This window comes from Chryseobacterium sp. IHB B 17019 (genome assembly GCF_001456155.1).
In the GTDB taxonomy this organism is placed as follows: Bacteria; Bacteroidota; Bacteroidia; order Flavobacteriales; family Weeksellaceae; genus Chryseobacterium.
Genome location: NZ_CP013293.1, coordinates 2,929,076 through 2,953,848, shown reverse-complemented (window position 1 = coordinate 2,953,848; position 24,773 = coordinate 2,929,076). Strand labels below are relative to the sequence as shown.

Annotated in this window: 24 protein-coding genes and 1 tRNA gene; 18 read left to right on the top strand and 7 right to left on the bottom strand. The window is 35.5% G+C overall.

The genetic code is table 11. From position 1 onward, the window contains the following. Positions 1–47 precede the first annotated feature (47 nt). The gene (locus tag ATE47_RS13620; protein ID WP_062163559.1) at positions 48–2,117 is read right to left on the bottom strand and encodes a protein-disulfide reductase DsbD family protein; all 2,070 of its coding nucleotides are present in this window, start codon (positions 2,115–2,117) and stop codon (positions 48–50) included. Position 2,118: 1 nt separating this feature from the next. After that, positions 2,119–3,456: a tRNA lysidine(34) synthetase TilS gene (tilS, locus tag ATE47_RS13615; protein ID WP_062162479.1), complete on the bottom strand. Its 1,338-nt coding sequence runs from the start codon at positions 3,454–3,456 to the stop codon at positions 2,119–2,121. 86 nt (positions 3,457–3,542) lie between these two features. On the opposite strand from tilS, the gene ATE47_RS13610 reads away from it, so the two are divergent. The 5 genes from ATE47_RS13610 (at position 3,543) to ATE47_RS13590 (ending at position 7,951) form a co-directional block, all read left to right on the top strand. After that, on the top strand, positions 3,543–4,376 hold the full coding sequence (locus tag ATE47_RS13610) for an OmpA family protein (RefSeq protein ID WP_062162478.1): 834 nt from the start codon (positions 3,543–3,545) through the stop codon (positions 4,374–4,376). 390 nt (positions 4,377–4,766) lie between these two features. Further along, positions 4,767–5,414 (top strand): O-methyltransferase, encoded by a 648-nt coding sequence (locus ATE47_RS13605; RefSeq protein ID WP_062162477.1) that lies wholly within the window; start codon positions 4,767–4,769, stop codon positions 5,412–5,414. A gap of 86 nt (positions 5,415–5,500) precedes the next feature. After that, the gene (locus ATE47_RS13600; protein WP_062162476.1) at positions 5,501–6,217 is read left to right on the top strand and encodes a C40 family peptidase; all 717 of its coding nucleotides are present in this window, start codon (positions 5,501–5,503) and stop codon (positions 6,215–6,217) included. Between the two features lie 20 nt (positions 6,218–6,237). Then, positions 6,238–6,705 (top strand): DUF1648 domain-containing protein, encoded by a 468-nt coding sequence (locus ATE47_RS13595; RefSeq protein ID WP_062162475.1) that lies wholly within the window; start codon positions 6,238–6,240, stop codon positions 6,703–6,705. Between the two features lie 16 nt (positions 6,706–6,721). Next, a complete protein-coding gene (locus ATE47_RS13590) occupies positions 6,722–7,951 on the top strand; it encodes a 3-deoxy-D-manno-octulosonic acid transferase (protein WP_062162474.1) in 1,230 nt (409 codons plus the stop codon). Here the strand turns inward: ATE47_RS13590 and ATE47_RS13585 are convergent. The 3 genes from ATE47_RS13585 to ATE47_RS13575 are packed head-to-tail and all read right to left on the bottom strand — an operon-like array spanning position 7,943 to position 10,323. Beyond that, positions 7,943–8,569, bottom strand: coding sequence for a hypothetical protein (locus ATE47_RS13585; protein WP_062162473.1), 627 nt, complete (start codon positions 8,567–8,569; stop codon positions 7,943–7,945). The genes ATE47_RS13590 and ATE47_RS13585 overlap by 9 nt on opposite strands. After that, positions 8,569–9,327 (bottom strand): glycosyltransferase family 2 protein, encoded by a 759-nt coding sequence (locus tag ATE47_RS13580; RefSeq protein WP_062162472.1) that lies wholly within the window; start codon positions 9,325–9,327, stop codon positions 8,569–8,571. The genes ATE47_RS13585 and ATE47_RS13580 overlap by 1 nt, the downstream gene beginning before the upstream one ends. An 18-nt stretch (positions 9,328–9,345) precedes the next feature. Further along, a complete protein-coding gene (locus tag ATE47_RS13575; protein ID WP_062162471.1) occupies positions 9,346–10,323 on the bottom strand; it encodes an acyltransferase family protein in 978 nt (325 codons plus the stop codon). Positions 10,324–10,521: 198 nt separating this feature from the next. Between ATE47_RS13575 and ATE47_RS13570 the strand changes: the two genes are divergently transcribed. The 11 genes from ATE47_RS13570 (at position 10,522) to ATE47_RS13520 (ending at position 20,992) form a co-directional block, all read left to right on the top strand. Continuing rightward, positions 10,522–10,992 (top strand): lipocalin family protein, encoded by a 471-nt coding sequence (locus ATE47_RS13570; protein ID WP_062162470.1) that lies wholly within the window; start codon positions 10,522–10,524, stop codon positions 10,990–10,992. Positions 10,993–11,166: 174 nt separating this feature from the next. Then, the gene (gene leuS, locus ATE47_RS13565; protein WP_062162469.1) at positions 11,167–13,983 is read left to right on the top strand and encodes a leucine--tRNA ligase; all 2,817 of its coding nucleotides are present in this window, start codon (positions 11,167–11,169) and stop codon (positions 13,981–13,983) included. Positions 13,984–14,225: 242 nt separating this feature from the next. Beyond that, positions 14,226–15,089, top strand: a complete 864-nt coding sequence (locus ATE47_RS13560; RefSeq protein WP_062162468.1) for a MotA/TolQ/ExbB proton channel family protein — start codon at positions 14,226–14,228, stop codon at positions 15,087–15,089. Positions 15,090–15,148: 59 nt separating this feature from the next. Then, complete coding sequence (locus ATE47_RS13555) at positions 15,149–15,757, top strand: ExbD/TolR family protein (RefSeq protein ID WP_062162467.1); 609 nt, start codon at positions 15,149–15,151, stop codon at positions 15,755–15,757. 12 nt (positions 15,758–15,769) lie between these two features. Next, positions 15,770–16,342, top strand: a complete 573-nt coding sequence (locus ATE47_RS13550; protein WP_062162466.1) for an ExbD/TolR family protein — start codon at positions 15,770–15,772, stop codon at positions 16,340–16,342. Between the two features lie 24 nt (positions 16,343–16,366). Continuing rightward, entirely contained in the window at positions 16,367–17,209 is an 843-nt protein-coding gene (locus ATE47_RS13545; protein ID WP_062162465.1) for an energy transducer TonB, read from the top strand. Positions 17,210–17,282: 73 nt separating this feature from the next. Beyond that, the gene (locus tag ATE47_RS13540; RefSeq protein ID WP_185097097.1) at positions 17,283–17,480 is read left to right on the top strand and encodes a DUF308 domain-containing protein; all 198 of its coding nucleotides are present in this window, start codon (positions 17,283–17,285) and stop codon (positions 17,478–17,480) included. Next, on the top strand, positions 17,470–18,342 hold the full coding sequence (locus ATE47_RS13535; protein ID WP_062162464.1) for a PstS family phosphate ABC transporter substrate-binding protein: 873 nt from the start codon (positions 17,470–17,472) through the stop codon (positions 18,340–18,342). The genes ATE47_RS13540 and ATE47_RS13535 overlap by 11 nt, the downstream gene beginning before the upstream one ends. 88 nt (positions 18,343–18,430) lie before the next feature. After that, entirely contained in the window at positions 18,431–20,080 is a 1,650-nt protein-coding gene (locus ATE47_RS13530) for a tetratricopeptide repeat protein (RefSeq protein WP_062162463.1), read from the top strand. 81 nt (positions 20,081–20,161) lie between these two features. Further along, complete coding sequence (bshB1, locus tag ATE47_RS13525) at positions 20,162–20,881, top strand: bacillithiol biosynthesis deacetylase BshB1 (protein WP_062162462.1); 720 nt, start codon at positions 20,162–20,164, stop codon at positions 20,879–20,881. Positions 20,882–20,916: 35 nt separating this feature from the next. Continuing rightward, positions 20,917–20,992 (top strand) — tRNA-His (locus ATE47_RS13520). A gap of 180 nt (positions 20,993–21,172) precedes the next feature. Here the strand turns inward: ATE47_RS13520 and ATE47_RS13515 are convergent. Next, positions 21,173–21,508 carry a DUF3276 family protein gene (locus ATE47_RS13515; protein WP_027375472.1) on the bottom strand — a complete coding sequence of 112 codons (336 nt, stop codon included), beginning with the start codon at positions 21,506–21,508 and terminating at the stop codon, positions 21,173–21,175. Positions 21,509–21,607: 99 nt separating this feature from the next. Continuing rightward, positions 21,608–23,269: an ABC transporter ATP-binding protein gene (locus ATE47_RS13510; protein WP_062162461.1), complete on the bottom strand. Its 1,662-nt coding sequence runs from the start codon at positions 23,267–23,269 to the stop codon at positions 21,608–21,610. An 89-nt stretch (positions 23,270–23,358) separates the two neighbouring features. Here ATE47_RS13510 and ATE47_RS13505 point away from each other — a divergent pair, with 89 nt between their 5' ends. Next, the gene (locus tag ATE47_RS13505) at positions 23,359–24,264 is read left to right on the top strand and encodes a transcription antitermination protein NusB (RefSeq protein ID WP_062162460.1); all 906 of its coding nucleotides are present in this window, start codon (positions 23,359–23,361) and stop codon (positions 24,262–24,264) included. 1 nt (position 24,265) lies between these two features. Next, on the top strand, positions 24,266–24,772 hold the full coding sequence (locus ATE47_RS13500) for a DUF1573 domain-containing protein (RefSeq protein WP_062162459.1): 507 nt from the start codon (positions 24,266–24,268) through the stop codon (positions 24,770–24,772). Position 24,773 lies beyond the last annotated feature (1 nt).

Sequence of the window (24,773 nt, the reverse complement as noted above, 5' to 3'; positions counted from 1 at the left end):
AAAAAGCCTTATCAAGTAATGATAAGGCTATATATTTTATGTGAAAATTATTTACTTTTCTTATAATAATTTACACCACATTCAAGGAACTTTTTAAAATCTTCCTTAGGCATGTATCCTGAAACCGGATTGTTGATTACTTTTCCGTCAGGAGTTATTAAAACATAATGCGGCTGGGAATTATTATTAAAATTCACCTGTTGGAATAAGCTCCATCTGTCACCGATCGTTTTTACTTTTTTCACTTGTCCGTCACCCAGGTCGATTTTAGTTTTCTGATCCTCAGGAAGTTCTTCTTTGTCGTCTACGTAAAGAGAGGCCAGAACCACATCGTTTTGGAGAATTGGTAAAATATCAGGCTCGCTCCAGACGAATTCTTCCATTTTTCTACAGTTCTCACAACCATAGCCTGTAAAGTCAATTAAAATTGGCTTGTCTTCTTTTTTAGCTAATTCAATGGCTTTAAAGAAGTCATGTTCAGGATGCATTCCAAGAATTCCGTCTTTTTCATCGTGGAAATAGCTAACATTCAATGGAGGTAAAATTCCGCTTAATAACTGCAGCTTCGGACGGTCAGAAGGAATTAGTCCCTGAATTAAATAAATCACAAATCCGAATCCTAAAACTCCTAAAATCTTTCTTGTAATGGAAATCTTCGGTTTTTTATCATCGTGCGGGAATCTGATTAATCCAAATAAATATAATGCTAATCCAAGCGCAACAAGAATCCATATTGCGATGAAAAGTTCTCTTTTTAAGAAGAAAGTTTTAGAAACAAGGTCTGCTTTTGATAAGAATTTTAAAGCTAAAGCCAATTCTACAAAGCCTAGAACCACTTTCACTGTGTTCATCCAACCTCCTGATTTTGGAAGACTTTGCAACGCTTGCGGAAATAAAGCGAGCAATCCGAAAATAATCGCCCAAGCCAACCCGAAGCCAGCCAAAGCAAATGTCAACAACATCGGAACGTTTGCCGAACCTGTCACTGCACTTCCCAATAAACTTCCCAAAATAGGGCCTGTACATGAGAAAGAAACAATAACTAAAGTCAAAGCCATGAAGAAAATTCCGATGATTCCACCGGCTTCTTCCGCTTTTGAAGATTTGTTGGCAATCGAGCTTGGTAACGTAATATCATAGTATCCGAAGAAACTTCCTGCGAAGAAAATAAATATGATGAAAAACACGATATTCAGCCATACGCTTGTGGAAATTTCGTTGAAAATATTTCCTGCAATCCCATCAATAATGTGGAAAGGAATACTTAATAAAACAAAAATTAAAAGGATAAAGAATCCATAAATTAAAGCATCTCTCTTCCCTTTTGCTTTATTTTTATTCCCTTTTGTAAAGAATGAAACCGTAAGTGGAATCATTGGGAAAACGCATGGAGTCAATAATGCAATCAATCCTCCGATGAATCCTAAGAACAAATAAGTCCAATAGTTTTCCTCAACCTTTGTAGAGGCAGTTCCGCAATCCGTCAATGGTTTTTGGAAATCTATTGATGGTATTTTTAATTGTTTTGGATCCAATTGAGGGTTTTCTGTAACGGTAACCGTTGCATTTGCAGGAGCTACCACTGTAACTTCAGAGGCTTTCGCAGAATCTTTTGCGGGTTCTGTTTTTTCGTCGGTTGCAGCTTCTGCTGTTGCGCCCTTTGGTGTAATTTTTTGATTGAATTCTAAGGTATTCGGGGCCAGACAAACTCTGTCATCACAGGTCTGATAAGTGATTTCAGCCACTACATCTCCTGGTTTTGTCCCGTCTTTTAACTTAAATTTTTGCTTGAAACCGGCAGAATTGGAATAATAAATAATCTTTCCGCCAAAAGCCTCGGAAAATTCTTCATGCTTTTTGCCAACTTCCACAAACTTTCCGATAAGTTCGATATTTTTTCCTGAAACTTTATAATCAGTAGGAATTCCTGTGTCTTCCGGGATGTCTTTAGAATAAATATGCCAGCCACTTTCCATCGTGGCATTCAGCACGGCTTCGTATTGGTTGTCTCCTAATTCGTTGATTGTAAATTTGAATTTTACGGGATTTTTGATTTGTGCATTAATTCCTGTCGCTAAAAACAGAAGAATTAATAAAAACCAGTTTCTAAACTTCATTTTAGTTAAAAATTTTGAGTGTAAATTTTGTTTTTTCATCTTTTTTGTATTTTCCATCTTGTCTATAAGAGACAACTCCGAGTACATTGTTATTACAATCAGACAAGATCCATATTTTTGGCCTTGCTAAAATAGATATTTTTTCATCTCTAAAAAATTTAGAAACTTTCTTTTTCCCGGAAAAACCGGAAGGGTAGAATTCATCACCGTCCTTAAGTCTCCTTAATCGCAAGGGAAACTGGAGTTTTTCAGCATCAAATTCCCATTCAAATTTATTATCGATTTCTTCAATGTCATCAATATGATGTTCAAGATTAATGTCGATTCGGCTTTTTGAAAAGTCAAATTTTTCAATTAAAAGGATTTCATTCTTGCTTCTTTTATCTCTGTCATCAAACTTCCATCCTCCATCCTCCGTTTTCCCGCTTATGACCAGTTCATCATAATTAACCATCAATTGATAATCTTTTGAAAAAAAAGAGCTTCCGTTTTCAGCTTTAAAAATTTTCGAAATTTCTTCTTCTTGATTAAAACCGTACTTTTTTAAAATTTCAAACTTAACAAAGTCATTTTCCTGCACCAGCTTTTTCTTTGATAGAATTTTGTGGTATTTGTTAAAGATAGTAATCCGTTTTTCTATCTCCTGAATCTGTTGCTGAACAAAATCTTTGGTCTGTTTTAAATAGGAAGAACTCTTTTTAAAATTTTCTAAAAAATGTTCATTGGTTTCTAATAATTTCGGAACAATTTCCAGTCTTATTTTATTCCTTAAATAATCACTTTTTGTATTGGAAAGATCTTCGCGGTACTCAATATTGTTTTCTTTTGCAAAAGCGTAGATTTCTTCCTTTGTAAAGTTTAAGAGAGGTCTTAAAATATTATTGTCATTGGTTGGAATTCCACTTAAACCATTGATTCCTGATGCCTTAGAAAGGTTAATGATGAAAGTTTCCAGCTGATCGTTCAGGTGATGAGCCGTTACCAGGAATTCCAGATTTTCGTCTTGTTGAACTTGTTTAAAAAAACGATATCTCAATTCTCTGGCCCAAAGCTGAATCGAGTTTTCCGGCTTTTGATCTTTATCTGAAATTTCGTATAAATGAAATTTAATATGATTTTTTTCACAGAAATCCCGAACAACTTTTTGATCAAGATCCGAATCTTCACCACGAAGCTTATAATTGATATGTGCAATTTGAAAATTTAATCCTAAATCATTAAAAATGTGGGCCAAAACCATAGAATCCACACCGCCGCTCACTGCCAAAAGGAAGGTGTGTTTTTCAGAAGAATGAATAATTTTTTCTAATTGATTTTTAAAGCTTATTATTTTCAACATCTATGCTGAGGATTTCTTTTGTGCAAAGATAATTTATATAATTAAAATGAATTTTCTACCTTTGATTCGTCAAAAAATGATTATTTATGAAAATTTTTAAAATTCTAGCAGTTTCTGCAATGGCGTTGGGAATGACATCTTGTATCAGCAAAAAGCAGTACGATGCACTAAGCTCAAACTACAAGCAATGTATTGAAAACGTGGGTGAAAGACAGAGGGAAATTCAGGATCTGAAATCTCAAAATTCTGCTTTAACGAGTGAGAATAATTTACTAAAAAGTCAGCATGATGCTTTAAAATCTTCACTTGACGCTTGTCTTTCAAATACTGGAAAAAGTTCTGCCAATATCGATAAGTTAGTAGGAGAGATTAATGCTTCAAACTCTTATATCAAGCAATTAATTTCCAGCAATGCTAAAAACGACAGTTTAAATTTAGCATTATCAAACAAATTGAAAAGATCTTTGGACAATGTAGCTGACGATGATGTTCAGGTGAAAGTATTGAAAGGAGTCGTAATGATCTCACTTTCAGATAAAATGTTATATAAAACAGGAGATTACAACGTTTTACCGGCTGCTCAGGAAGTATTAGGGAAAGTGGCTAAAGTGATCAACGATTACGATAAATATTCTGTATTGATCGAAGGTAACACGGATAACGCACCTCTAAACTCACCAAATTTACCAAAAGACAACTGGGATCTTTCTGCATTGAGAGGTACAGCGGTAGCGAAAGTTTTACAAACTCAATTCGGTGTAGATCCGGCAAGAATCACAGCGGGCGGACGTTCCGAATACAATCCTAAAGCGACAAATATGAGCGTTTCAGGAAGAGCGGAAAACAGAAGAACGGAAATCATCATTATGCCTAAGCTTGATGAATTCATGAAATTAATGGATATCACGCCAAAAAAATAATTAAACATCATTCAATCAATAATAATAAATCCCGAAGCAATTCGGGATTTATTTTTTTAATCAAATTAATTCTTCTTTTTTCAATAATGAAATAATTCGTTGAAAAAATGAATTGGATATTTTCGGTTTAGTTTTTTCTAAAGAAGAGCCCGTTTTACCTTGCGGCATCGAGGCTCTTTGATTCTTCGTGTTAATTTGTTTTTCCTCTACATTCATTTTATTTCTTCTAGTGTTTTTACCCTTCTTTGCAAAGGTAGAGCTATTGCAGAGCAAAACTATCCGTATTTTTACGGTAATTGATATGGGGTTTTCCCCATGCTTCAGAATCTTCGGGATTTTTCATGCATTTTCCTTATATTTAAGTAAATTTGAATAACAAAAACTTGTAGAATGAGCTTTTTTGAAGAAAAGAATCCAGAAATGGACAGGTATCTGGAAACACACGCTTCCTCGGAGCCTGAAGTTCTGAAAAAATTAAGAAGGGAAACGTATCAGAAAACAACACAGCCCCATATGATTTCCGGTTATCAGCAGGGAAGATTATTAACCATAATTTCTCAAATGATGCAGCCGAAAAATATTCTTGAAATCGGGACTTTCACGGGATATGCTACACTTTGTTTAACGGCAGGCTTAGCAAAAGACGGAAAAATTACAACACTGGATGTGAATGAAGATTTAGCTTATCTACCCAGAAAATATTTTGCAGAAAGTGAATATTCAAATCAGATTAATTTTAAGATTCAGGATGCGAAGGAATTTTTAAGGGAAACAGATGAGATTTTTGACTTGGTTTTTATTGATGCGGATAAAGAAAATTACGCGGAATATTTTAGATTAATCAAGCCTAAAACAAAATCCGGATCGGTGGTAATGTTTGACAACGTCCTCTGGTACGGGAAAGTGCTGGAAGAAAATCCGAAGCAGAAATCTACACAGATAATTAAGGAATTAAACGATTTGATCGCAAAAGATGATGATTTTGAAAATCTTATTTTACCTTTGCGGGACGGTGTGAATTTCCTTCGCAGGAAATAATTAAAAGATAAAGAATTCGGAGATTTAGAATTAGAAAATACATGAGTTTCTTAATTCCTAAATTTCTTAATCTCTAAATTAATAAGATGAATAAAGGAATTTGTATTGTTACAGTGGCTCCCGTTCGTGCGGAAGGTTCTGACAGAGCGGAAATTGTTACGGAAATATTGTATGGAGAAAGTGCAGATATTTTGGAAGTGAATAAAAACTGGACCAAGATAAAAATGCATTACGACGGCTATGAAGGATGGATGGATACAAAACAGCTAAAGCCTGTGACAGACGAAGAACTGGCAAAACGAAAAGTTACGGTAGTGACTGAAGATTTTTCTTCCGTTTTGATGAATGACGGAAAAACATTACTTTCAATAGGTTCGGAAGTTGAGTTTCCTGTTGTGGCATCGAGAAGAAGCCATGACGTTCGTGAAAGTATTGCTCTCACGGCAAGAGAATTTTTAAATGTTCCCTATCTATGGGGCGGAAAAAGCTTTTTCGCGGTAGACTGTTCCGGGTTTACACAATTGGTTTATAAAGTTCATAACGTGAAATTACCGAGAGATGCCTCTCAGCAGGTTGAAGTGGGAGAATCACTAACTTTTGTTGAGGAAAGCCAACCCGGTGATCTGGCATTTTTTGAAAATGATGAAGGAAGAATCGTGCATGTCGGGATCATGCTGGAGAATCAGAAAATCATCCATGCTTCAGGAAAAGTAAGGATTGACACCCTGGATTCTACGGGAATTTTTAATAAAGAAATGAATAAACATACGCATAAATTGAGAGTTATTAAAAGTGTACTTTAATCTTTAAAAAATCATTTGGGATGGAAAATATTCTTCTTACAATTTTTGATATTTGTAATTTTGGATTACTTGTTTTTTTGTGGTGGTTTACGGTAAAAAATTATAAAACGTTACCACAGACAATTCCTGTTCACTTTGATTTTGACGGTAAAGCAGATAACTTCGGAAGTAAAAAATATTCTTTTTTGATGCCGGTTTTGCTTACTGTATTTTATTTTTTGTTTGCCTTTGTAGTAAGATCTCCCGAATCTACCAATTTTCCTGTAGAAATCACGAAAGATAACCAGGATGCCCAGTTTCTTATCATGGGAGTTTTCATCAGGTGGCTCTTCACATTGGTTACGTTGATCTTCCTGAACAGTCAGGATTATATGTTCAGATATTCCTTTGATGGAAATGCGAAACCGAGGGTTCCGATGGCGACGGCAATTTTCGCAGTGATTGGAAGCTTAATTGTATTATTTATTTTTGTTGGAATATTCAAATGATTAAAAATATTCAATAATGACTTTTCTTTACAACATATTCATCAGTTTGCTCATCTTCGGGATGAAAGTTTTTTCGTTGTTTAATGATAAAACTAAAAAAGGCGTTGAAGGAAGGAAAGAGTCGTTACAAAAAGTAAAATCAGTATTTTCAAAATCTGATAAAGTCATCTGGATGCATGCCGCAAGCCTGGGCGAATATGAGCAGGGACTTCCTGTTTTAGAACAATTAAAAGAAAAATTTCCCACCCATAAAATTCTGTTAACTTTCTTCTCTCCATCGGGGTATGAGAATGTTGTTAAGAAGAAAAATATTGCAGATGTGGTCTGTTATTTACCCTTCGATAAAAAGTCTTATGTAAAAGAGTTTGTTTCACAGTTTTCTGTTGAACTATTTTTTACGGTAAGATATGATTATTGGTATAATCTGTTGGAGGAATTAAAAAATCAAGGGATAAAAACATATGTGATTTCTGCCTTGTTTTATGACAGTCAATCGTTTTTTACTTCGTATGGAAAGTGGTTTGTAAAACAGTTGCGAAAAAATATCGACTGGTTTTTTCATCAGACGCATATGTCTTTTGCTCTGGCCAAAAGTGTAGGGCTTACTCAATCTTCAGTAACGGGCGACACTAGGTTTGATCGTGTAAAACAGTTGAGAAGTCGTAATAATCATGTGGATTTTATCAGTAACTTTATTGGAGATGATAAAGTGGTCGTTTTCGGGAGCTCATGGCAGGCGGAAGAAAAAATTGCGGAAGAGGTTTCGCTGGGGAATCCTTACGCAAAATTGATTATTGCCCCACATGATTTAAAAAGAGTTCAGCATTTAAAGCAGATTTTTCCTGATGCAATTTTATACAGTGAAATTAATAATTCAACTAAAAATTTTCAGTCAAAGATTTTAATTATTGACAGCATCGGTTTGCTTTCAAAATTATATTCTTATGCCGATGTTGCGGTAGTTGGCGGAGGTTTTCATGATGCAGGACTCCATAATATTCTGGAAGCGGCAACTTTTGGTGTTCCGGTAATTTTTGGAAATCATTACAGAAAAAATCCTGAAGCAGATGAACTCATTTCTGTGGATGGCGGAAGATCTTTTGAGAACGCAGGTTTAGCCGCTGATTTTGTAATGTTTTTGATTAATAATGAAGACGCTCTTCAGGCAATGTCGGAAAAGGCAGAGAAATTCGTCACAGAAAAACCGAATTCGACAGAATTAATTATAAAGAAAATTTTATCGTAAAAATCCCTGGTTTTTTATTTCTTTTACGATCTGATCTATATTTTCGGGAATGTTTTCACTTCTCAGCCATGTAAAGTCTAGATTGTTATTAATGCAGAGCTTTTGCAGATAATGATTTTTATTAATTTTTATTTCAATATTTTTAAGGTATTCATCAATCTCCATCCAGTAATCTTCATCCAGTTTTTTGGTAAGAATTAAAGCTTTAAAAATTTTATTAATGATATAAAGATAAAGCTTGTACACATTGTCAAATCTTTGTCGGCCAAGATCTTCGTTGTAATCTAAAATCTTATCAATCAACAATAAATTAAGCGAAACGTCCCCGAATTTATCTGTTGTAATTTTTACATGTTCCGTAATTTCCGCACTTATTTTTCTGACAATTCCCAGGAAATATTTTTGATTTCCGGTATATTTTGAAGCTAGCAAAACTTTCTCACGAACATTTTCTTCCATTGTATCGCGTTTGTCGTCAGTGGTTTCCTGATCGATCAATTCAAAGTACAGTTTTTTAGATAAAAGTTTGTCTTTTTTCAATAGCCTGAAAATGAGGCGGTCTTTTTCTATGCTGGAAAATGCACTCAGGGCGGCTTTAAACTCTTTTGAATACTCCATTAATTGAAAATTTTAGAATATTTTAAAAATCCGTTTAAGGCCCAGTTTGCTGTGTAATACAAAGATTTTAATGTGGAAAATCCCATGAAATCCTTATATACCAGATATTGGTCTTTAATGATATTTTTCTTCTTCCTGGAAACACTGTTTTCACGCATTCTGTATTTTGCGAGGGTCTTTTTTACGGGATACCCTTTTGGTATTTCTTTTAATAAATTCAGCCACATGACGTGGTCTTCACGCTTACTTTTTACCGGGAAGAAAAACTTTCCGACTCTTTTTGTGTCGTAAATGGTGGAAACCGGAGCCAGTCTGCAGGTTTTAAGCAAATTAGAAAAAGTAACGATTTTATCTGCTTCAAAATCTTTTAAAATAGGTTCCATCGTATGTTCATCACATCTGGAATAGTTGCAGTATACGAGTTCTGCATTGTTTTCCTGCATATAGTCGGTCATCGTTTCCAGGTATTCCGGATACCAGAAATCATCGGAATCCAGAAAGGCAATGTATCTCCCCTGAGCTCTTTCAAGGCTTTTATTTCTTGCGTTTCCTGCGCCTCCGTTTTGTTCGAGAACCTGCAGTTTTATCCGAGGATCATTGTATTTTTTTATGATTTCGACGGTATTGTCTTTGGATTGATCGTCGGAAATCAGCCATTCCCAGTTTTCATAGGTCTGGTTTAGGACAGATTGTATTGTTTCCTCGATGAATTCTGCGGAATTATATGATGGAGTGATGATGGAGACCAGATCTTTCATTCGTGCTTTAAAATTAAATTATAAAAATCTTTTTTCATAAAAATGCCATGAACTTACACCGACAGCGATGACAAGCAGCATACAGATAAATGCCATTACAAACGGATTATAATCTTCAAACAGCCCTAAAGTGGTAAAAGTTCTGATGATAGGGAAGTGGAAAATGTAAATTCCGTATGTAAAATCTCCGTATTTTCCGAAGTTATTTAAAAACTTAAAGGAGTAAGCGATATAAAGGACAATAATGCCAACCATCATTGGAGAGAATAATTTGATATCAAAAATCAAATCAATCCAAACGGTAGCCAACGCGATAATGAAAAGCTTGTGTTTATGTTGAATAAATTTATCAAAATTAAAATAAATCAGCATTCCCGCTATAAAATAACACAGCACGCCGGGAAGTTGCTTAGACATTGACATCTTATTTAATCCTTCAAAATAATTAAGATAAACCAATGAAATAAAGTATAAAATAATCAAGCTGATATTCCGGTATTTATTGTTTTTACCAAAAAGCAGGAACAATAACGGGACGCAAAAATAATACGACATTTCTACCTTAAGGGTCCATAAAGCTCCATTCACAGCCTGATTTCCAAAAACTCCCGGAAGCCACGGCGCCTTAAAATTCAAAAACAGAGAATTCCAGAAAAGATATTTGTAAACCTGTGTGTTGCTGAAATATTCGGAAAGAGGAAGTGTACTTACGAAGCTTAATAATATGGCACACAAAAAAACAACGAGCAAATAAGCAGGAACAATTCTATTGATTCTCTTTTTTAAATAGCTTTTTAAGCTGGAAGACCTGTCGTAACTTCTTGCGATAAGAAATCCGCTCACAACGAAAAAACCGAAAACAGCAATCTCTATCGGGCTGTGTTCAAGTATTTTGAGATCTTTTGAAGCACTCAAAGTTCCCAAATGTCCAACGAAAACGATAAAAGCGAGGAGAACACGGATAAAGTCAAAATTATTTTTCGTTATGTCTTGCATTTGCAATGTTTTGTGCAAAAATAGTTTTTTTCGGAGAATAGAGGATTATTCTAAAGTTCAATATTTGTTAAATAGCAGTAATATTGGGCGGAAATCCATTTATAATTTTGAAAATAAATAAGTTTCTAATAATTTTTCACAAAAAACTATTAATTAAATCAAAAAAATTATAATTTTAGCGTCTGAAAAATTTGATACATGAAGAAATTAGCATTACTATTTGCAGGTTTATCATTATTTGTAGCTACTGGATGTAGTGATGATGACAACCCTACTATCGAATATCCGCTTGTTGGAACCTGGCAGCCGGTAAAAGAAGTCGTTACAAGCGTTCCCGTTGGAGGTACTCCTGTTTCAGACGAGATTGCCTATACAGATTGTCAGAAAGAAGGAAGATGGGTTTTCAATGCAGGAAATACAGGGAAAAGAACGGATAAGGGTGACAGCGCAACTCCGGGTATGTGTGATATTACTTTCGACAGAAACTTTACCTATACTTTTGATAAAGACAGTAAAGCTGTTCAGATCAAATATCAGGGAATCGTGGAACCAGACAAAGGGAAAGTGACTACACTCAATGAAAATACCCTGAATCTTACGATCGAAGATACAACAGATCCTACCGAATATAATTCTGTAACCTATACATTCAAGAGAATTCCTCAATAGTATTCAGAATTAATTCTAAAAATAAAGATCTCATCTTCGGATGGGATTTTTTTGTTAATGCTAATTAATCAAAAATTAAATTTCCATTTCTTTTAAAATCATTATTTTTGTGAAAACTAGAGTGGAATTTAAATAATCTAATATCTAGAATCTAACATCTAATATCTATAAAAAGTGTTTTACGATCATCAGCAGATAGAAAAAAAGTGGCAGAAATACTGGGAAGACAATCAAACGTACAAAACTTCCAATAACACAGACAAACCCAAATTTTATGTTCTCGATATGTTTCCGTATCCATCGGGAGCGGGGCTTCATGTAGGCCATCCGCTGGGATATATTGCATCCGATATTTATGCGAGATACAAAAGGCATCAGGGTTTTAATGTTCTCCACCCTGTTGGCTATGATAGTTTTGGGCTTCCTGCTGAGCAATATGCTATTCAGACGGGGCAGCATCCTGCAATTACGACTGGGCAAAATATTACCAGATACGAAGAGCAGTTAAGAAAAATCGGTTTCTCATTCGATTGGAGCAGAGAAGTAAGAACTTCCGATCCTTCCTATTATAAATGGACACAATGGATTTTCATTGAGCTGTTCCATTCATGGTATAATAAAAATACTGATAAAGCAGAATCTATCGAAACGTTAAACAAACATTTTGAAGAAAAAGGAACGGAAGAATTAAATGCCAATCAGAACGATGAATTAAATTTCACGGCAGAAGAATGGAAAAACGCTTCTGAAATTGATAAAGAAGATATCTTATTAAATTACCGTTTAGCTTACAGAGCGGAAACGACGGTAAACTGGTGCCCTGCATTAGGAACAGTATTAGCCAACGACGAAGTAAAAGACGGAAAATCCGAAAGAGGAGGTTTCCCTGTTTATCAGAAAAAAATGATGCAGTGGAGCATGAGGATTTCTGCGTATTCTGAAAGATTATTACAAGGTCTTAAAACGCTGGACTGGCCACAACCATTGAAAGATTCTCAAGAATACTGGATCGGAAAATCCCAGGGAGCGCAGGTGAAATTTGAAATTGAAGCTCACAATAACGAAATCATTGAGGTTTTCACTACAAGACCTGATACTATTTTCGGGGCAACCTTTATGGTATTGGCGCCGGAAAATCCTTTAGTGGAAACAATTACTACAGCAGAACAAAAAGCTGAGGTAGACAATTATATTGAAGAAACTTCCAAAAAAACCGAGAGAGACAGAATGGCTGACGTGAAAAACGTAAGCGGTGCTTTCACGGGAAGTTATGCAATCAATCCGTTCAGCAATGAAAGAATGCCGATCTATATTTCGGATTATGTTTTGATGGGATACGGAACAGGAGCGGTAATGGCGGTTCCTGCACATGACGAGCGCGACCACAGATTTGCAAAGAAATTTAATTTAGAAATTAAAAAAGTAGTAGAAACTGACGAAGACGTTCAGGAAGCTTCTTTTGATTCTAAAGATTCTGTTTGTGTAAATTCTGATTTCTTGAATGGTTTAAATTATAATGAAGCCAAAGCCGTCATCATTACAGCAATCGAGAAAAAAGGAATTGGCCACGGAACAACGAATTACAGACAGCGTGATGCTATTTTCTCAAGGCAGCGTTATTGGGGCGAACCGGTTCCTATATATTATAAGGATGGAATGCCTTACACATTGCCGGCTTCAGCATTGCCTCTGGAACTTCCTGAAGTTGAAAAATATTTACCGACCGAAGACGGAGATCCGCCATTAGGAAATGCAAAAACTTTCGCTTGGGACGAAGCCAATCAAAAAGTGGTGGATACAAACTTAATTGATGAGAAAACAGTTTTCCCGTTAGAATTATCTACAATGCCGGGTTGGGCAGGGAGCTCATGGTATTTCCTTAGATATATGGACCCGAATGATGATGAGGTTTTTGTTAAAAAAGAACTGGCAGATTATTGGGGACAGGTAGATTTATACATCGGAGGTAGCGAGCACGCGACCGGTCACTTGTTGTATTCCCGTTTCTGGAATATGTTCTTAAAGGACAGAGGATATATTAATCATGATGAGCCTTTTCAGAAGTTGATTAATCAGGGGATGATTTTGGGGATGAGTGCTTTTGTGTATAGAATTGATGGTACTAATCAATATGTATCTAAAAATTTAGCAAAAGATTATAAGACTCAGCAAATCCACGTTGACGTATCTTTATTAAAAGGAACATCCGATGAATTAGATACAGAAGCCTTCAAAGCTTGGAGACCGGATTATGCAGACGCAGAATTTATTTTGGAAGACGGAAAATACATCACAGGTCGTGAAGTTGAAAAAATGTCAAAGTCAAAATACAACGTTGTAAATCCTGATGACATTTGTAATGAATATGGAGCAGACGGGTTAAGATTGTATGAAATGTTCTTAGGACCATTGGAACAATCCAAGCCTTGGAACACACAAGGTCTTAGCGGAGTTTACGGTTTCTTAAAAAAATTCTGGAATTTATACTTTAATGGCGAAGTTTTTGAAGTGTCAGATGAGGAACCTACGAAAGAAGAATATAAAGTATTGCATACCTTAATAAAGAAGGTGGTTTACGACATTGAGAACTTCTCTTTCAATACATCTGTATCGTCATTTATGATCGCTGTAAACGAATTGCAAAAAATAAAATGCAACAAACGCAATATTTTAGAACCGTTAGCCGTTATCATTTCTCCTTATGCCCCTCACATCTGTGAAGAGCTTTGGAGCCTGTTGGGTCACAATGAGTCTGTAGAATTCGAGAAATTCCCTGTATTGAATGAGGATTACTTGGTAGAAGACGAAATTCAGTATCCGATAAGCATAAATGGTAAAATGAAGTTTAAAATTTCACTTTCTGCGCAGCTTTCTGCCAAAGAAGTAGAAGATTTAGTACTTCAGGATGACAAAATGCAACAAATTTTGGAAGGCAAAACCCCGAAAAAAATCATTGTTGTTCCTCACAGAATTGTGAATATCGTAATTTAAAAAAAAATTAACATTGGCAAATTAAAAAAAATGCGGCCTCAAAATTTTTAAATTTTTAACGTAATTGTTAAAATTAACGATTATTGCCAAAAAAAGAGAAAATAATTATAATATCGAAATCGTATTAAAATTTCTTTGTCGAAAAAAAGCAAAATGTTTATTTAAGACTCTTGCATTTTAATTAATTTTGCCTTTAATTTACAAACTGTAAAAATTTTTAAAACAATATAATTTAGTTAAATATGGAAATGAATGTTTCAAAAAATGATGAGCAAGTAGTTGCTAGAAAGGCAGGAGGTTTAAATCCAGCTGTTATTATTCCTATTTTATTTCTAATAGGAGTTGCTATTTATTTATTCGTTCTGGGTAACCCAGGAAATTTCAAAGACGCAGACAAACTTGGTAGTGGTTCTGTTGCTTTCTCAAGTGTTGAAGGAAAAGACATTCACCCAGAGTCGTTCTTAGGAATTATCTACAAAGGAGGGGTAATTGTACCGGTATTGATTACTTTCATGATCACGGTAATCGTTTTCTCTTTCGAAAGATATTTCGTACTTGGTAAAGCTGCCGGAAAAGGGAACTTAGACAACTTCGTTGTACAAGTAAGAAGCTTACTAAACCAAAACAAAATTGACGAAGCTTTAGAAGAGTGCGACAGACAGCAAGGTTCTGTAGGTAACGTGGTGAAGGAAGGTCTTACTACTTACAAAGCTTTATCACATGATACTACGCTTAACAAAGAGCAAAAAATGGTAGCGCTTAACAAAGCAATTGAAGAAGCTACTACTCTTGAGATGCCAATGCTTGAGAAAAACATGATGATCCTTTCTACATTAGGTACTGTTGCAACGTTAGTGGCACTTTTAGGTACGGTAATCGGGATGATCAAGGCGTTCTTCGCATTAGGTTCAGGAGGTGGTACTCCGGATGCAGCTGCACTTTCTACAGGTATCTCTGAAGCCTTGATTAATACAGCTTTAGGTATCGGTACTTCAGCTATCGCTATCATCCTTTATAACTTCTTTACTTCTAAAATTGACGGATTAACTTATAAGATCGACGAGATCGCAATGAGCATCCAACAATCTTTCGCTGAATTCAACTAAGAATTAGCAAGGAATTTGCATTAAGTAAAACGAAGTTTAATTAAAAATCATTAATAATAATGGCGAGAGTCAAACCAAAAAGACATGGAGTAGTGACGGATATGACGGCAATGTGTGACGTTGCGTTCCTACTACTTACGTTCTTTATCTTGACCACTCAGTTTAAAAAACCTGACGTGGAGCAGATCAAACCGCCATCTTCAATATCAGAGAAGTTACTTCCTGATGCAAGCTTGATGACCATCAACGCTACTCCGGACGGAAAATTTTATTTCCAGCCGGTAGAAAACGCATCTGAAAGAGTAAAGCTTTTAGACAATATGGGCCAGAAGTATGGTATTACTTTTGACAATAATGAAAAAGCCGCTTTCCAAAGAGTACAGGCAATCGGAGTTCCTATGAACCAGCTGAAAAGCTATCTTGATTTGCCGGAAGATGAGCAGAAGAATTTTAAAAGTCCTAAGGGAATCCCTATGGACAGCACAAATAAGCAATTAGTGGATTGGGTAGAACAGAGTTTAAAAGTAAACCCTGAATACAAACTAGCTATCAAAGGCGACGTTACTACAGAATATCCAAAAGTAAAAAGCTTATTTGAGGGTTTAAGAGATATTGATTTTCTTAAATTTTGGTTGATTACATCACAAGAAGGTAAACCTAACGAATAATATCGATTAGAAATGGCAGAAGTACAAGTACAGGAAAAAGGCGGGAAAGGCGGCAAGGTCCGTTCCAAGAAGCAGAATACCCGCGTAGATATGACTCCGATGGTGGACTTAGGGTTTCTTTTGATTACCTTCTTTATGTTCACAACCACATTCTCAAAACCGAATGTAATGGATTTGGGTCTTCCGGCAAAACCGAAAGATGAAACAAAAAAACCACCTCCAACAGAAATTAAACTTTCTAACTCTATTTCTTTATTATTAGGTAAAGACAATAAGATTTTCTGGCACCAACAAGACAATACGTCTTTAACGGATCAGAATCTTAATGAAACTAGCTTCGACAGAGAAGGAATTAGAAAAGTAATTGAGCAGGCAAAAGCAAATGCGGCAGATAAAACAAAATTTACTGTAATTATCAAACCGACTGACGATGCTGTATATAAAAACTTCGTAGATATCCTTGACGAAATGGCGATTACCAAAAGCGAGCAGTACGGTGTTACTGATCTTAAGCCTTGGGAAAAAGCAATTTATGACAAAAGGGTGGGTAACTCAGGAGCTCCTGCAGCACCGGCTACAAAGTAATTTAAACCATAATATTGTAAATCTATGGCAAATGAAAATGCATACGATCCACGTCTTACCTTAGACGAGATTGTATTTGAAAATAGAAACAAGGAATATGGTGCATACGATTTAAGACATCAGTATCCAAGACTTCTGACGAAATCTTTTATCGTAGGAACAACATTATTCCTGATAGCGGCTTTGTCTCCATTTATCTATCTTACCATTAAAAGGCTTACTGAACCCCCTCCACAAGAAGTGAAGGCAGATTTAGTAGAAATTCTTCAGGAAGATAAAATTATCGAGCAGCCAAAAGAAGAAGAACCACCTCCACCACCTCCACCTCCAAAAGAAGAGGAGAAAATTGAAATTATTCAGAACGTGGTTCCAGAGCCTGTAAAAGCTCCGAAAATTGAAACTCCACCACCACCGATTTCTAAGCAATTAGAAACTCAGACTGGATTGGTAGCTCAGGAAGGTGTAAAAGCTCCGGCTTATACTCCTCCGCCACCGCCACCATCTACTGGTACTAAAACTTCAACTGCTGAAGTGAAGCCTCAGGTTACCAATGATGTATATGAGTCTGTGGATCAATCTGCTGATTTTAGTTCAGGAGGTATCAATGGATTTAGATCTAAATTCATGGATAATTTTGACAATTCTTCAGTGGAAGGGGAAGGTACTTTAAGTACTGAGATCACTTTCGTTGTTGAAAGAGATGGTTCTTTAAGCCAGGTTAAAGCTTCTGGATCAAACCAGGACTTCAACAGAGAGGCCGAAAGAACGGTTAAGAGTATCAAAACTAAGTGGATTCCGGGTAAAGTTAACGGGCAGCCAGTTCGTTCTCGTTTCCGTTTCCCTGTGAAGATGAATTTTGAAGGATAATTTTATCTTTAAATAATAATTAAAAAAGAGAAGCTTATGCTTCTCTTTTTATTTTTTTTGGTATTTTTGTTGTATGATGTTCAATTGGTTATCCCTCATCACGGGATTGTTTTATATCGTTTTAGGAATTGTAGTTATTTTCTACAAATTCTTCTTCACTATTCTGGAGCCTGGTGTTGCCTATGCCCTTGGAGGATTACTGATTCTTTATGGTATTTTCAGAATTTACAGAGCGATTTCAAAAATAAAAGATTCAGGAAATGAAAAATAGTGTTAAAATTATAATGCTGTTTTTTCTTAGTATTATAGCAGTAAGCTGCAAGAATGAGGACAAGTCACCTTCCTATCATAAAGGTGAAATGACGATTTTTACGGATGAATCTTTTAAAAGCGTTACAGAGGCTTTGGCAGAAGGATATATGATCAATTATCCCGAGACGAAAATCAAAGTTGTTACAAAAAAAGAAGATTTAGGCTTTCTTGATTTGTTACATGACAAGGCCAGAATTGCCGTAATGTCAAGAAATTTAAGTCCGGAGGAGATTAAAGCATATGAAGAACAGGTAGATTTAAAGTTTTTACCGGCAAAATTTGCAGCAGATGCAGTTGTTTTTATTGTTCCAAAAGATTCCCCGAAAGAAAGTATTTCGATGGAAGAAATTGCTCAGGGAATGCAGTCTGGAGAAAAAACATTTATTTTTGACGGGGCTAATTCCAGCAACTTAAATTTTGTTGCCCAAAAGCTTAAAAAACAGCCGAAAGATTTAAAATATTCTATCATTCCGGGAAGTAAAAATATTATTGAAGAATTAGGTAAATATCCAAATAAAATCGGTGTGATAGGCCTTAACACTTTCAGTCGTCCTTACGATAAAGAATCTGAACAGCTGAGAAGTATGGTGAAAATTCTTCCTGTTGAAAACAAAGGAAAACTATACAATACAGATTCTGAGAACCTTCGGAAAATGAATTACCCATTCACAAGAACTCTTTATTTTCTAACCAATGAAGGAAATTTCAATATTGCTAACGGCTTTATAAGATATTCATGTACCCAATTGGGGCAGATGATTGTTCAAAAAGAAGGGCTACAACCATATAATTTGTACCGAAGAGAAGTTCAAATGCGTTAAAAAATATTAAATTAACGTTTTACCCTCAATAAGTCTATTATTTTGGTCTGAAAATTGTGTATAATATAATCTTAATTTAAAATATAAAATGAAAGATATAATGATTATGAATGTAAAGAAGATTGCTTTTGGAGCAGCAGTGGTATTTTTTACCAACTTTGCCTTTGCGCAAACAGTACAGGATGGCATCAACAGTATTGATAGCGATAAATTTGCTCAAGCAAAAACTAATTTTACTAATATGATTGCGAAAGAGCCTAGCGCAGAAAATTATTTCTACTTAGGAAATACATTTTTGAAGCAGGTAGAGCCGGATTTCGCAGCAGCTACGGAAAATTTTAATAAAGGTATTGCAGCAGACAGCAAAAGCTATTTGAATAAAATCGGGTTGGCAGCAGTAAAACTTGGAAAAGGTGATAAAAATGCAATTGCTGAAATTCAGAAAGTTGTAACGGATTCCAGAGAAAAAGATGCTGAAGTATTGTTCAGAGCGGCTGAAGCTTTAACGTTATTTGAGAAAAATAACTCTCCGGATCTTGCAATCCAATTCTTAAATAAAGCAATTGAAAGAGCTCAGAGAAAAGAGGTTCCTGCGCACTATTACTATACATTAGGTGATGCTTACAGATTGAAAAGAATGCCTGGTGATGCGATGACAGCTTACGAAAAAGCTTTGCCTTTAGCTAAAAATAAGGCATCGGTTTATACAAGAATCGGTTCTCTATGGATGGCTGCTCAGCAATGGCAACAAGCAAAGACGAATATCGAAAAAGCAATTGCTACAGATCCGTCTTATGCACCTGCATACAAGGTGATGGCAGCTTATGACATTAGATATCAGCAAAATGCAAAAGCGACTCAAGACCTTATCAACTATACAAAATATGCTGATGAGGATCCATATACTCAGTTAGAAATTGCTAAGCTTTATTTTACTAATGAAGATTACGCCAACTCAAAGCAGGTTTTAGATAAGATTTTTGATAAAATTAATGATCCGATTAAGTTTAAATTAAGAGCTTATCAATTATATGCAGATGGAAAATATGCTGAAGCAAAACAAAATATGGACAGCTTCACATCTCAGGCTGACAAATCCAGAATACAGCCTGCAGATCAAGGTTTACAAGGTTTGATCGCAGCAGGACTGGCTAAAACTGAAACGGATGCAGCTAAGAAAACAGCTTTAACAACTGAAGCGCAGCAAAAAATTGCTATTGCTAAAGCTGCTAAGGATGAAACAATGAAATGGGATATGGAATTGGCTAAAATTGCTGGTGGGGGAGCTTCTCAGGCTAATGCGGATGCAGGACCAACAAACCCTGTTATTGAAGGATTAAAGCAAAAAGTTGCGGCTAATGCTCAGGATACAGACTCTTTATTTAAGCTGGCAACAGCTTACCAAGAAGCTAAAAACTGGGGTGGAGCAATCCAGACATGGCAGAAAATGAGTACGCTACTTCCTGATTGGGCTCCGGCTTACTACAGCTTAGGATATTCTTATCAGCAGGCGGGTAATAATGATGCAGCAAAAATTGCTTACGAAAAGTATATTGCTACTGTAAAACCTGCAGAAGTTGATGCAAATAAACAGACTTTAGCATACGCTTACTTCGCGGTAGCTTATCTGTCTAAAGACAGTGATGTTGCTAAGGCTAAGGATTATGTTGCTAAATCTGTACAATTGGATCCTACTTATCAGGATGCGGTAAAATTAAACGCGGAGATCAACAAATAATTTAAAATTTAAATTATATATATTAAACTTCCCATTCGTAATGTTTGGGAAGTTTTTATTTTAAATCTTATCTTTGAAAATATGAAAACAGATATACTTGCTTTTGGTGCGCACCCTGACGACGTGGAACTGGGATGCGGCGGAACAATCGCCAAAATGATTTCTGAAGGAAAAATATGTGCTATCGTTGATCTTACAAAAGGCGAACTGGGCACAAGGGGAACTGATGAAACAAGAAAAATAGAAGCCACAAATTCTGCAAAAATATTAGGAGTTGCTGCCAGAGAAAATCTTGGAATGAAGGATGGCTTTTTGGAAAATTCTGAAGAATATCAGATGAGGATCGTAAAAATGATTCGTAAATACAGGCCGGAAATCGTTTTAGCCAACGCCATTGATGACAGACATCCTGATCATGCAAAAGGAGCGAAATTAGTGTCGGATGCGTGCTTTTTAGCAGGTCTGAGAAAAATAGAAACGGTTTTGGAAGGGGAGAATCAGGAAGTATGGAGACCAAAGCATGTTTTTCATTATATTCAATGGAAAAATATTGAACCGGAATTTGTAATTGATATTTCTGAACATCTGGATAAAAAAATAGAAGCCTGTATGGCATTCAAAACTCAGTTTTATGATCCTACTTCTAAGGAACCGGAGACACCAATTACTTCGAAAGATTTTTATGAAAGCCTGACATATCGTGCGCAGGATTTGGGAAGACTTTCGGGAGTCACTTATGCTGAGGGATTTACGTCTGAGAAGTTGATTGCGATGAAAAATTTTGACGGAATTGTTTGGTAATTTAAAAATCTTCCCTATATTTGCACTCACAAAACGGTGATTGTAGCTCAGTTGGTTAGAGCGTCGGATTGTGGTTCCGAAGGTCGGGGGTTCGAGACCCCTCATTCACCCAATAAAAGTACACTTTTCAAAAGGTGTACTTTTTTATTTTTAGTTATTTTAAATTAAATTTAAAGGAGCTTATCTAGTAAAAATTTAAAATATAAAATTCAAAATTTATAATTTAGAAGAGTTTGGAGCCAAAAAAAGCACCCTTTTTCAGATGCTTGTGTTTTTAAAGTATTTGTTGGCTTAGACCTCGTCGTCAGAATCGATCGTGAATGATCTGCTTTTGAAGTCTTTGTCATGTTTTTCTGATATTACATCCTCACCCTTTTCATTAATGATGAAATCTGTGGACTCATTAAACATCTCCTGAAAACTCTTAAAATCTTCCTTGTAAAGGTAAATTTTGTGTTTCTCGAATGTAGCTTCCCCATTCTCCCCGAAGTTCTTTTTACTTTCGGTAATCGTAAGATAATAATCTCCTGCTTTCGTCTCGCGCACATCAAAGAAATAAGTTCTTCTTCCTGCTTTTAACACCTTCGTGAAAATTTCATTTTCATGGCGTTCCTTGTATTCACTCATTGTTAGATATTTTTTAATCTTGTTAAGAACAAATATAAAAGTTTTCTTTTAATCACAAAATTTTTTTTATGATTTATTTAACATTTGTGAATGAATCAGCTATGCGGTTACGGAATCGGCAATTTCAGTCAGGTTGAGAATTTTATCGGCTCTCTGAGCGCTAGACTCTCTGTGTGTGATGATTATGGATGTTGCGTTATGAATTTTCCTGTCGATATTTTCCAGGATATTTTGCTCGGTTTCGGTGTCCAGGGCAGACAGCGAATCGTCGAAAATGATGATGTTTGGGTCTTTAATCAATGCCCTTGCAATACATATTCTTTGTTTCTGACCTCCCGAAAGCATCACTCCACGCTCTCCAACCATGGTTTTGTATTGTTCCTTGAAGCCAATAATATTTTTATCCACGTCGGCAATTTTTGCATATTCAACTACTTTTTCATGGGTAGGATGGTCAACGGCAAACCCGATATTATTTTCGATGGAATCTGAGAAAAGATAGCTTTCCTGAGGAATATACCCAATGAAATTTCTGTAATTATCTAAATTATGCTCTTTTAAATTTTTACCGTCAATTAAAATTTCACCTTCCGTAGGATCTATTAAACGACATAAAAGTAGGGCTATGGTAGATTTTCCGCTACCCGTTTTCCCCATAATAGCTAAGGATTCTCCGGCTTTTACTTTAAAGCTTAAATTTTCCAACGCTTTGATTCCAGTATTCGGATATACATAAGAAACATTCCTGAACTCAATATCACCTTTTATAGGATAATTTTCAAAATTTTTATTAACGATATCGGATTTTTTATCCATGAATTCATTAATTCTCTGCATGGATGCCTCCGCTCTTTGATTCACGGAAGTTACCCAGCCCACCATTGAAAATGGGAAAATCAACGTGTTGATATACATGAAAAAATCAGCGATTTTACCAATGCTTAATTGTCCGGCAATATATTTTTCACCACCAACCCAGATGATGGCAACATTCAGCAGTCCAATTACAAATAAAATAATGGTAAAGAAATAGGCCTCAGTTTTTGCAAGATCAAGTGCCTTATCCTGGTAATCTGTTACTTTGACTCCATAATTGTTTTTAATATATTTCTCTCTCGCGAAAAATTTTACAACACGAATTCCCGAAAAACTATCCTGTACAAAAGTTGAAATGGCAGACTGGCTTTTCTGCATGATTTTCGACTTTTTATTAATGATAGAACTTACTTTATAAATTGCATAAGATAAGATTGGAAGTGGCAGCAATGTCCAGAGAGTCATTGAAGCATCCGTTTTTATCATGTAGATAGCCGTAATAACAACAAGGACGATCAAGTTGGCAACATACATCACACCGGGTCCCAGATACATTCTTACCGCAACGACATCTTCACTCAATCTGTTCATTAAGTCACCGATTGTGGTCTGCTTATAATCCGTTAAAGATAAATCCTGATAATGCCTGTAAATTTTATTTTTCAGCTCATATTCAATCCTCCTGGAGGCAACAATAATGGTCTGACGCATCATGAAAGTAAAAAATCCCGTCAACAATGAACATCCGACAATAATGGCAACATAAATTAAAACCTGTTGGTTGAAACCCATATTTCCGCTATGTGTAAGCTCATCAACTGATTTTCCTACAAACTGTACCTTATATATATTGAAAAAATTACTGGCAATGATAAATAATACCCCCCAAAATAACAATATCTTGTGTTTCCAAAAATAGGGGTTTAGTGTTTTTAGCGCTTTCATAAAGTTTTACAAAATTACGAAAATGTGATCATATAACGAATTTCATCAATTTTAAATTTTGTATCTTTGCCGTCATAAAAGCTCTTTGAATGTTAGGAAGACGACAAATCCGTGAAAAAATAGTACAGACTGTGTATTCATATTACCAGAACCCTGTAAAATTTGATGTATTAGAGAAAAATATGTTTACAAGTATAGAGAAAATCTATCATCTATACATTTATCAGCTTAATTTTTTGGTAGCCCTGAAAGAATTGGCAGAACATCAAATTGAGATTGGTAAAAATAAATATATTAAAACTGATGCTAATACTAATCCTAATCAGAAATTCATCAACAATCAGGTCTTAATCAAGCTGGAAGAAAATCCGGAAAGACTGTTCTTTACAGGACAGCATAAAGAATTGAAATGGGATATGCATGATGATTTGCTGGTAAAAACCTTTCAGAGGATTACGGCAGGAAAACGATATCAGGATTTCATGAAAGAAGATGGGTATTCTTTTGAAGATGATCAAAAATTCATCGGTAAATTATTTTTAAGATATATCGCTGAAAATGATGATTTTCATGATTATCTTGGAGATAAAGAACTTTCCTGGTATGATGATATCCACATTGCCAACTCAATGGTTCAAAAAACAATTGGTTTCCTGAAAGAAGATGAAGAAAGCAGAACTTTAATTAAGATGATTAAAGATGAGGATGATAAAGATTTTGCCGGAAAATTGTTAAGAGATACTCTGAACAGCTGGGAAAGTAACGAAAAGAAACTGGAAGAAAGACTGGAAAACTGGGATTTGGAAAGAGTTTCTTTAATGGATAAAGTGATTTTATCGGCAGCTATTACGGAGATTGACAACTTTCCTTTTACACCTTCAAGAGTTATTATCAATGAATATATCGAGATTGCAAAAGTATTTGCTACCGACCGTTCGAATATTTTTATTAACGGGATTTTGGATAAATATTGTAAAGATCTAAATAGAATATAAAATGAAAAAGACGTTATCAATTATCGCTTTGTCTATCATAGGCTTTGGTTTGACTTCATGTAAAAAAGAAAACAAAGAAGTTACAGGTACAGAAGTTGCAACGGATTCTGCTGCTACAGCTGCAACTCCGGGTGATTCTGCATCAACTAAAATGTTGACGGCAGGAGAAACTCCGGCGCCAGCTTCAAACCAGCCATTAACAACAATTGCCCTTTCTGAAAACAGCTTCGATTTTGGAAATATCAAAAAAGGGGATAAAGTAGACCATATTTACGAAGTGACAAATACGGGAACTAATCCGTTGGTAATTTCTGAAGTAAAGCCTGGATGTGGATGTACAGCCGGTGATTTTACTAAAGAGCCAATCATGCCTGGTAAAAAAGGAAAGATTACATTACACTTCGATTCTACAAACTTTGACGGAAACGTAAGCAAATTTGCAGATGTGTATGCTAATGTGGAAAAAGCTCCTATTAAATTAACATTCACAGCGAATATTCAACCATAAT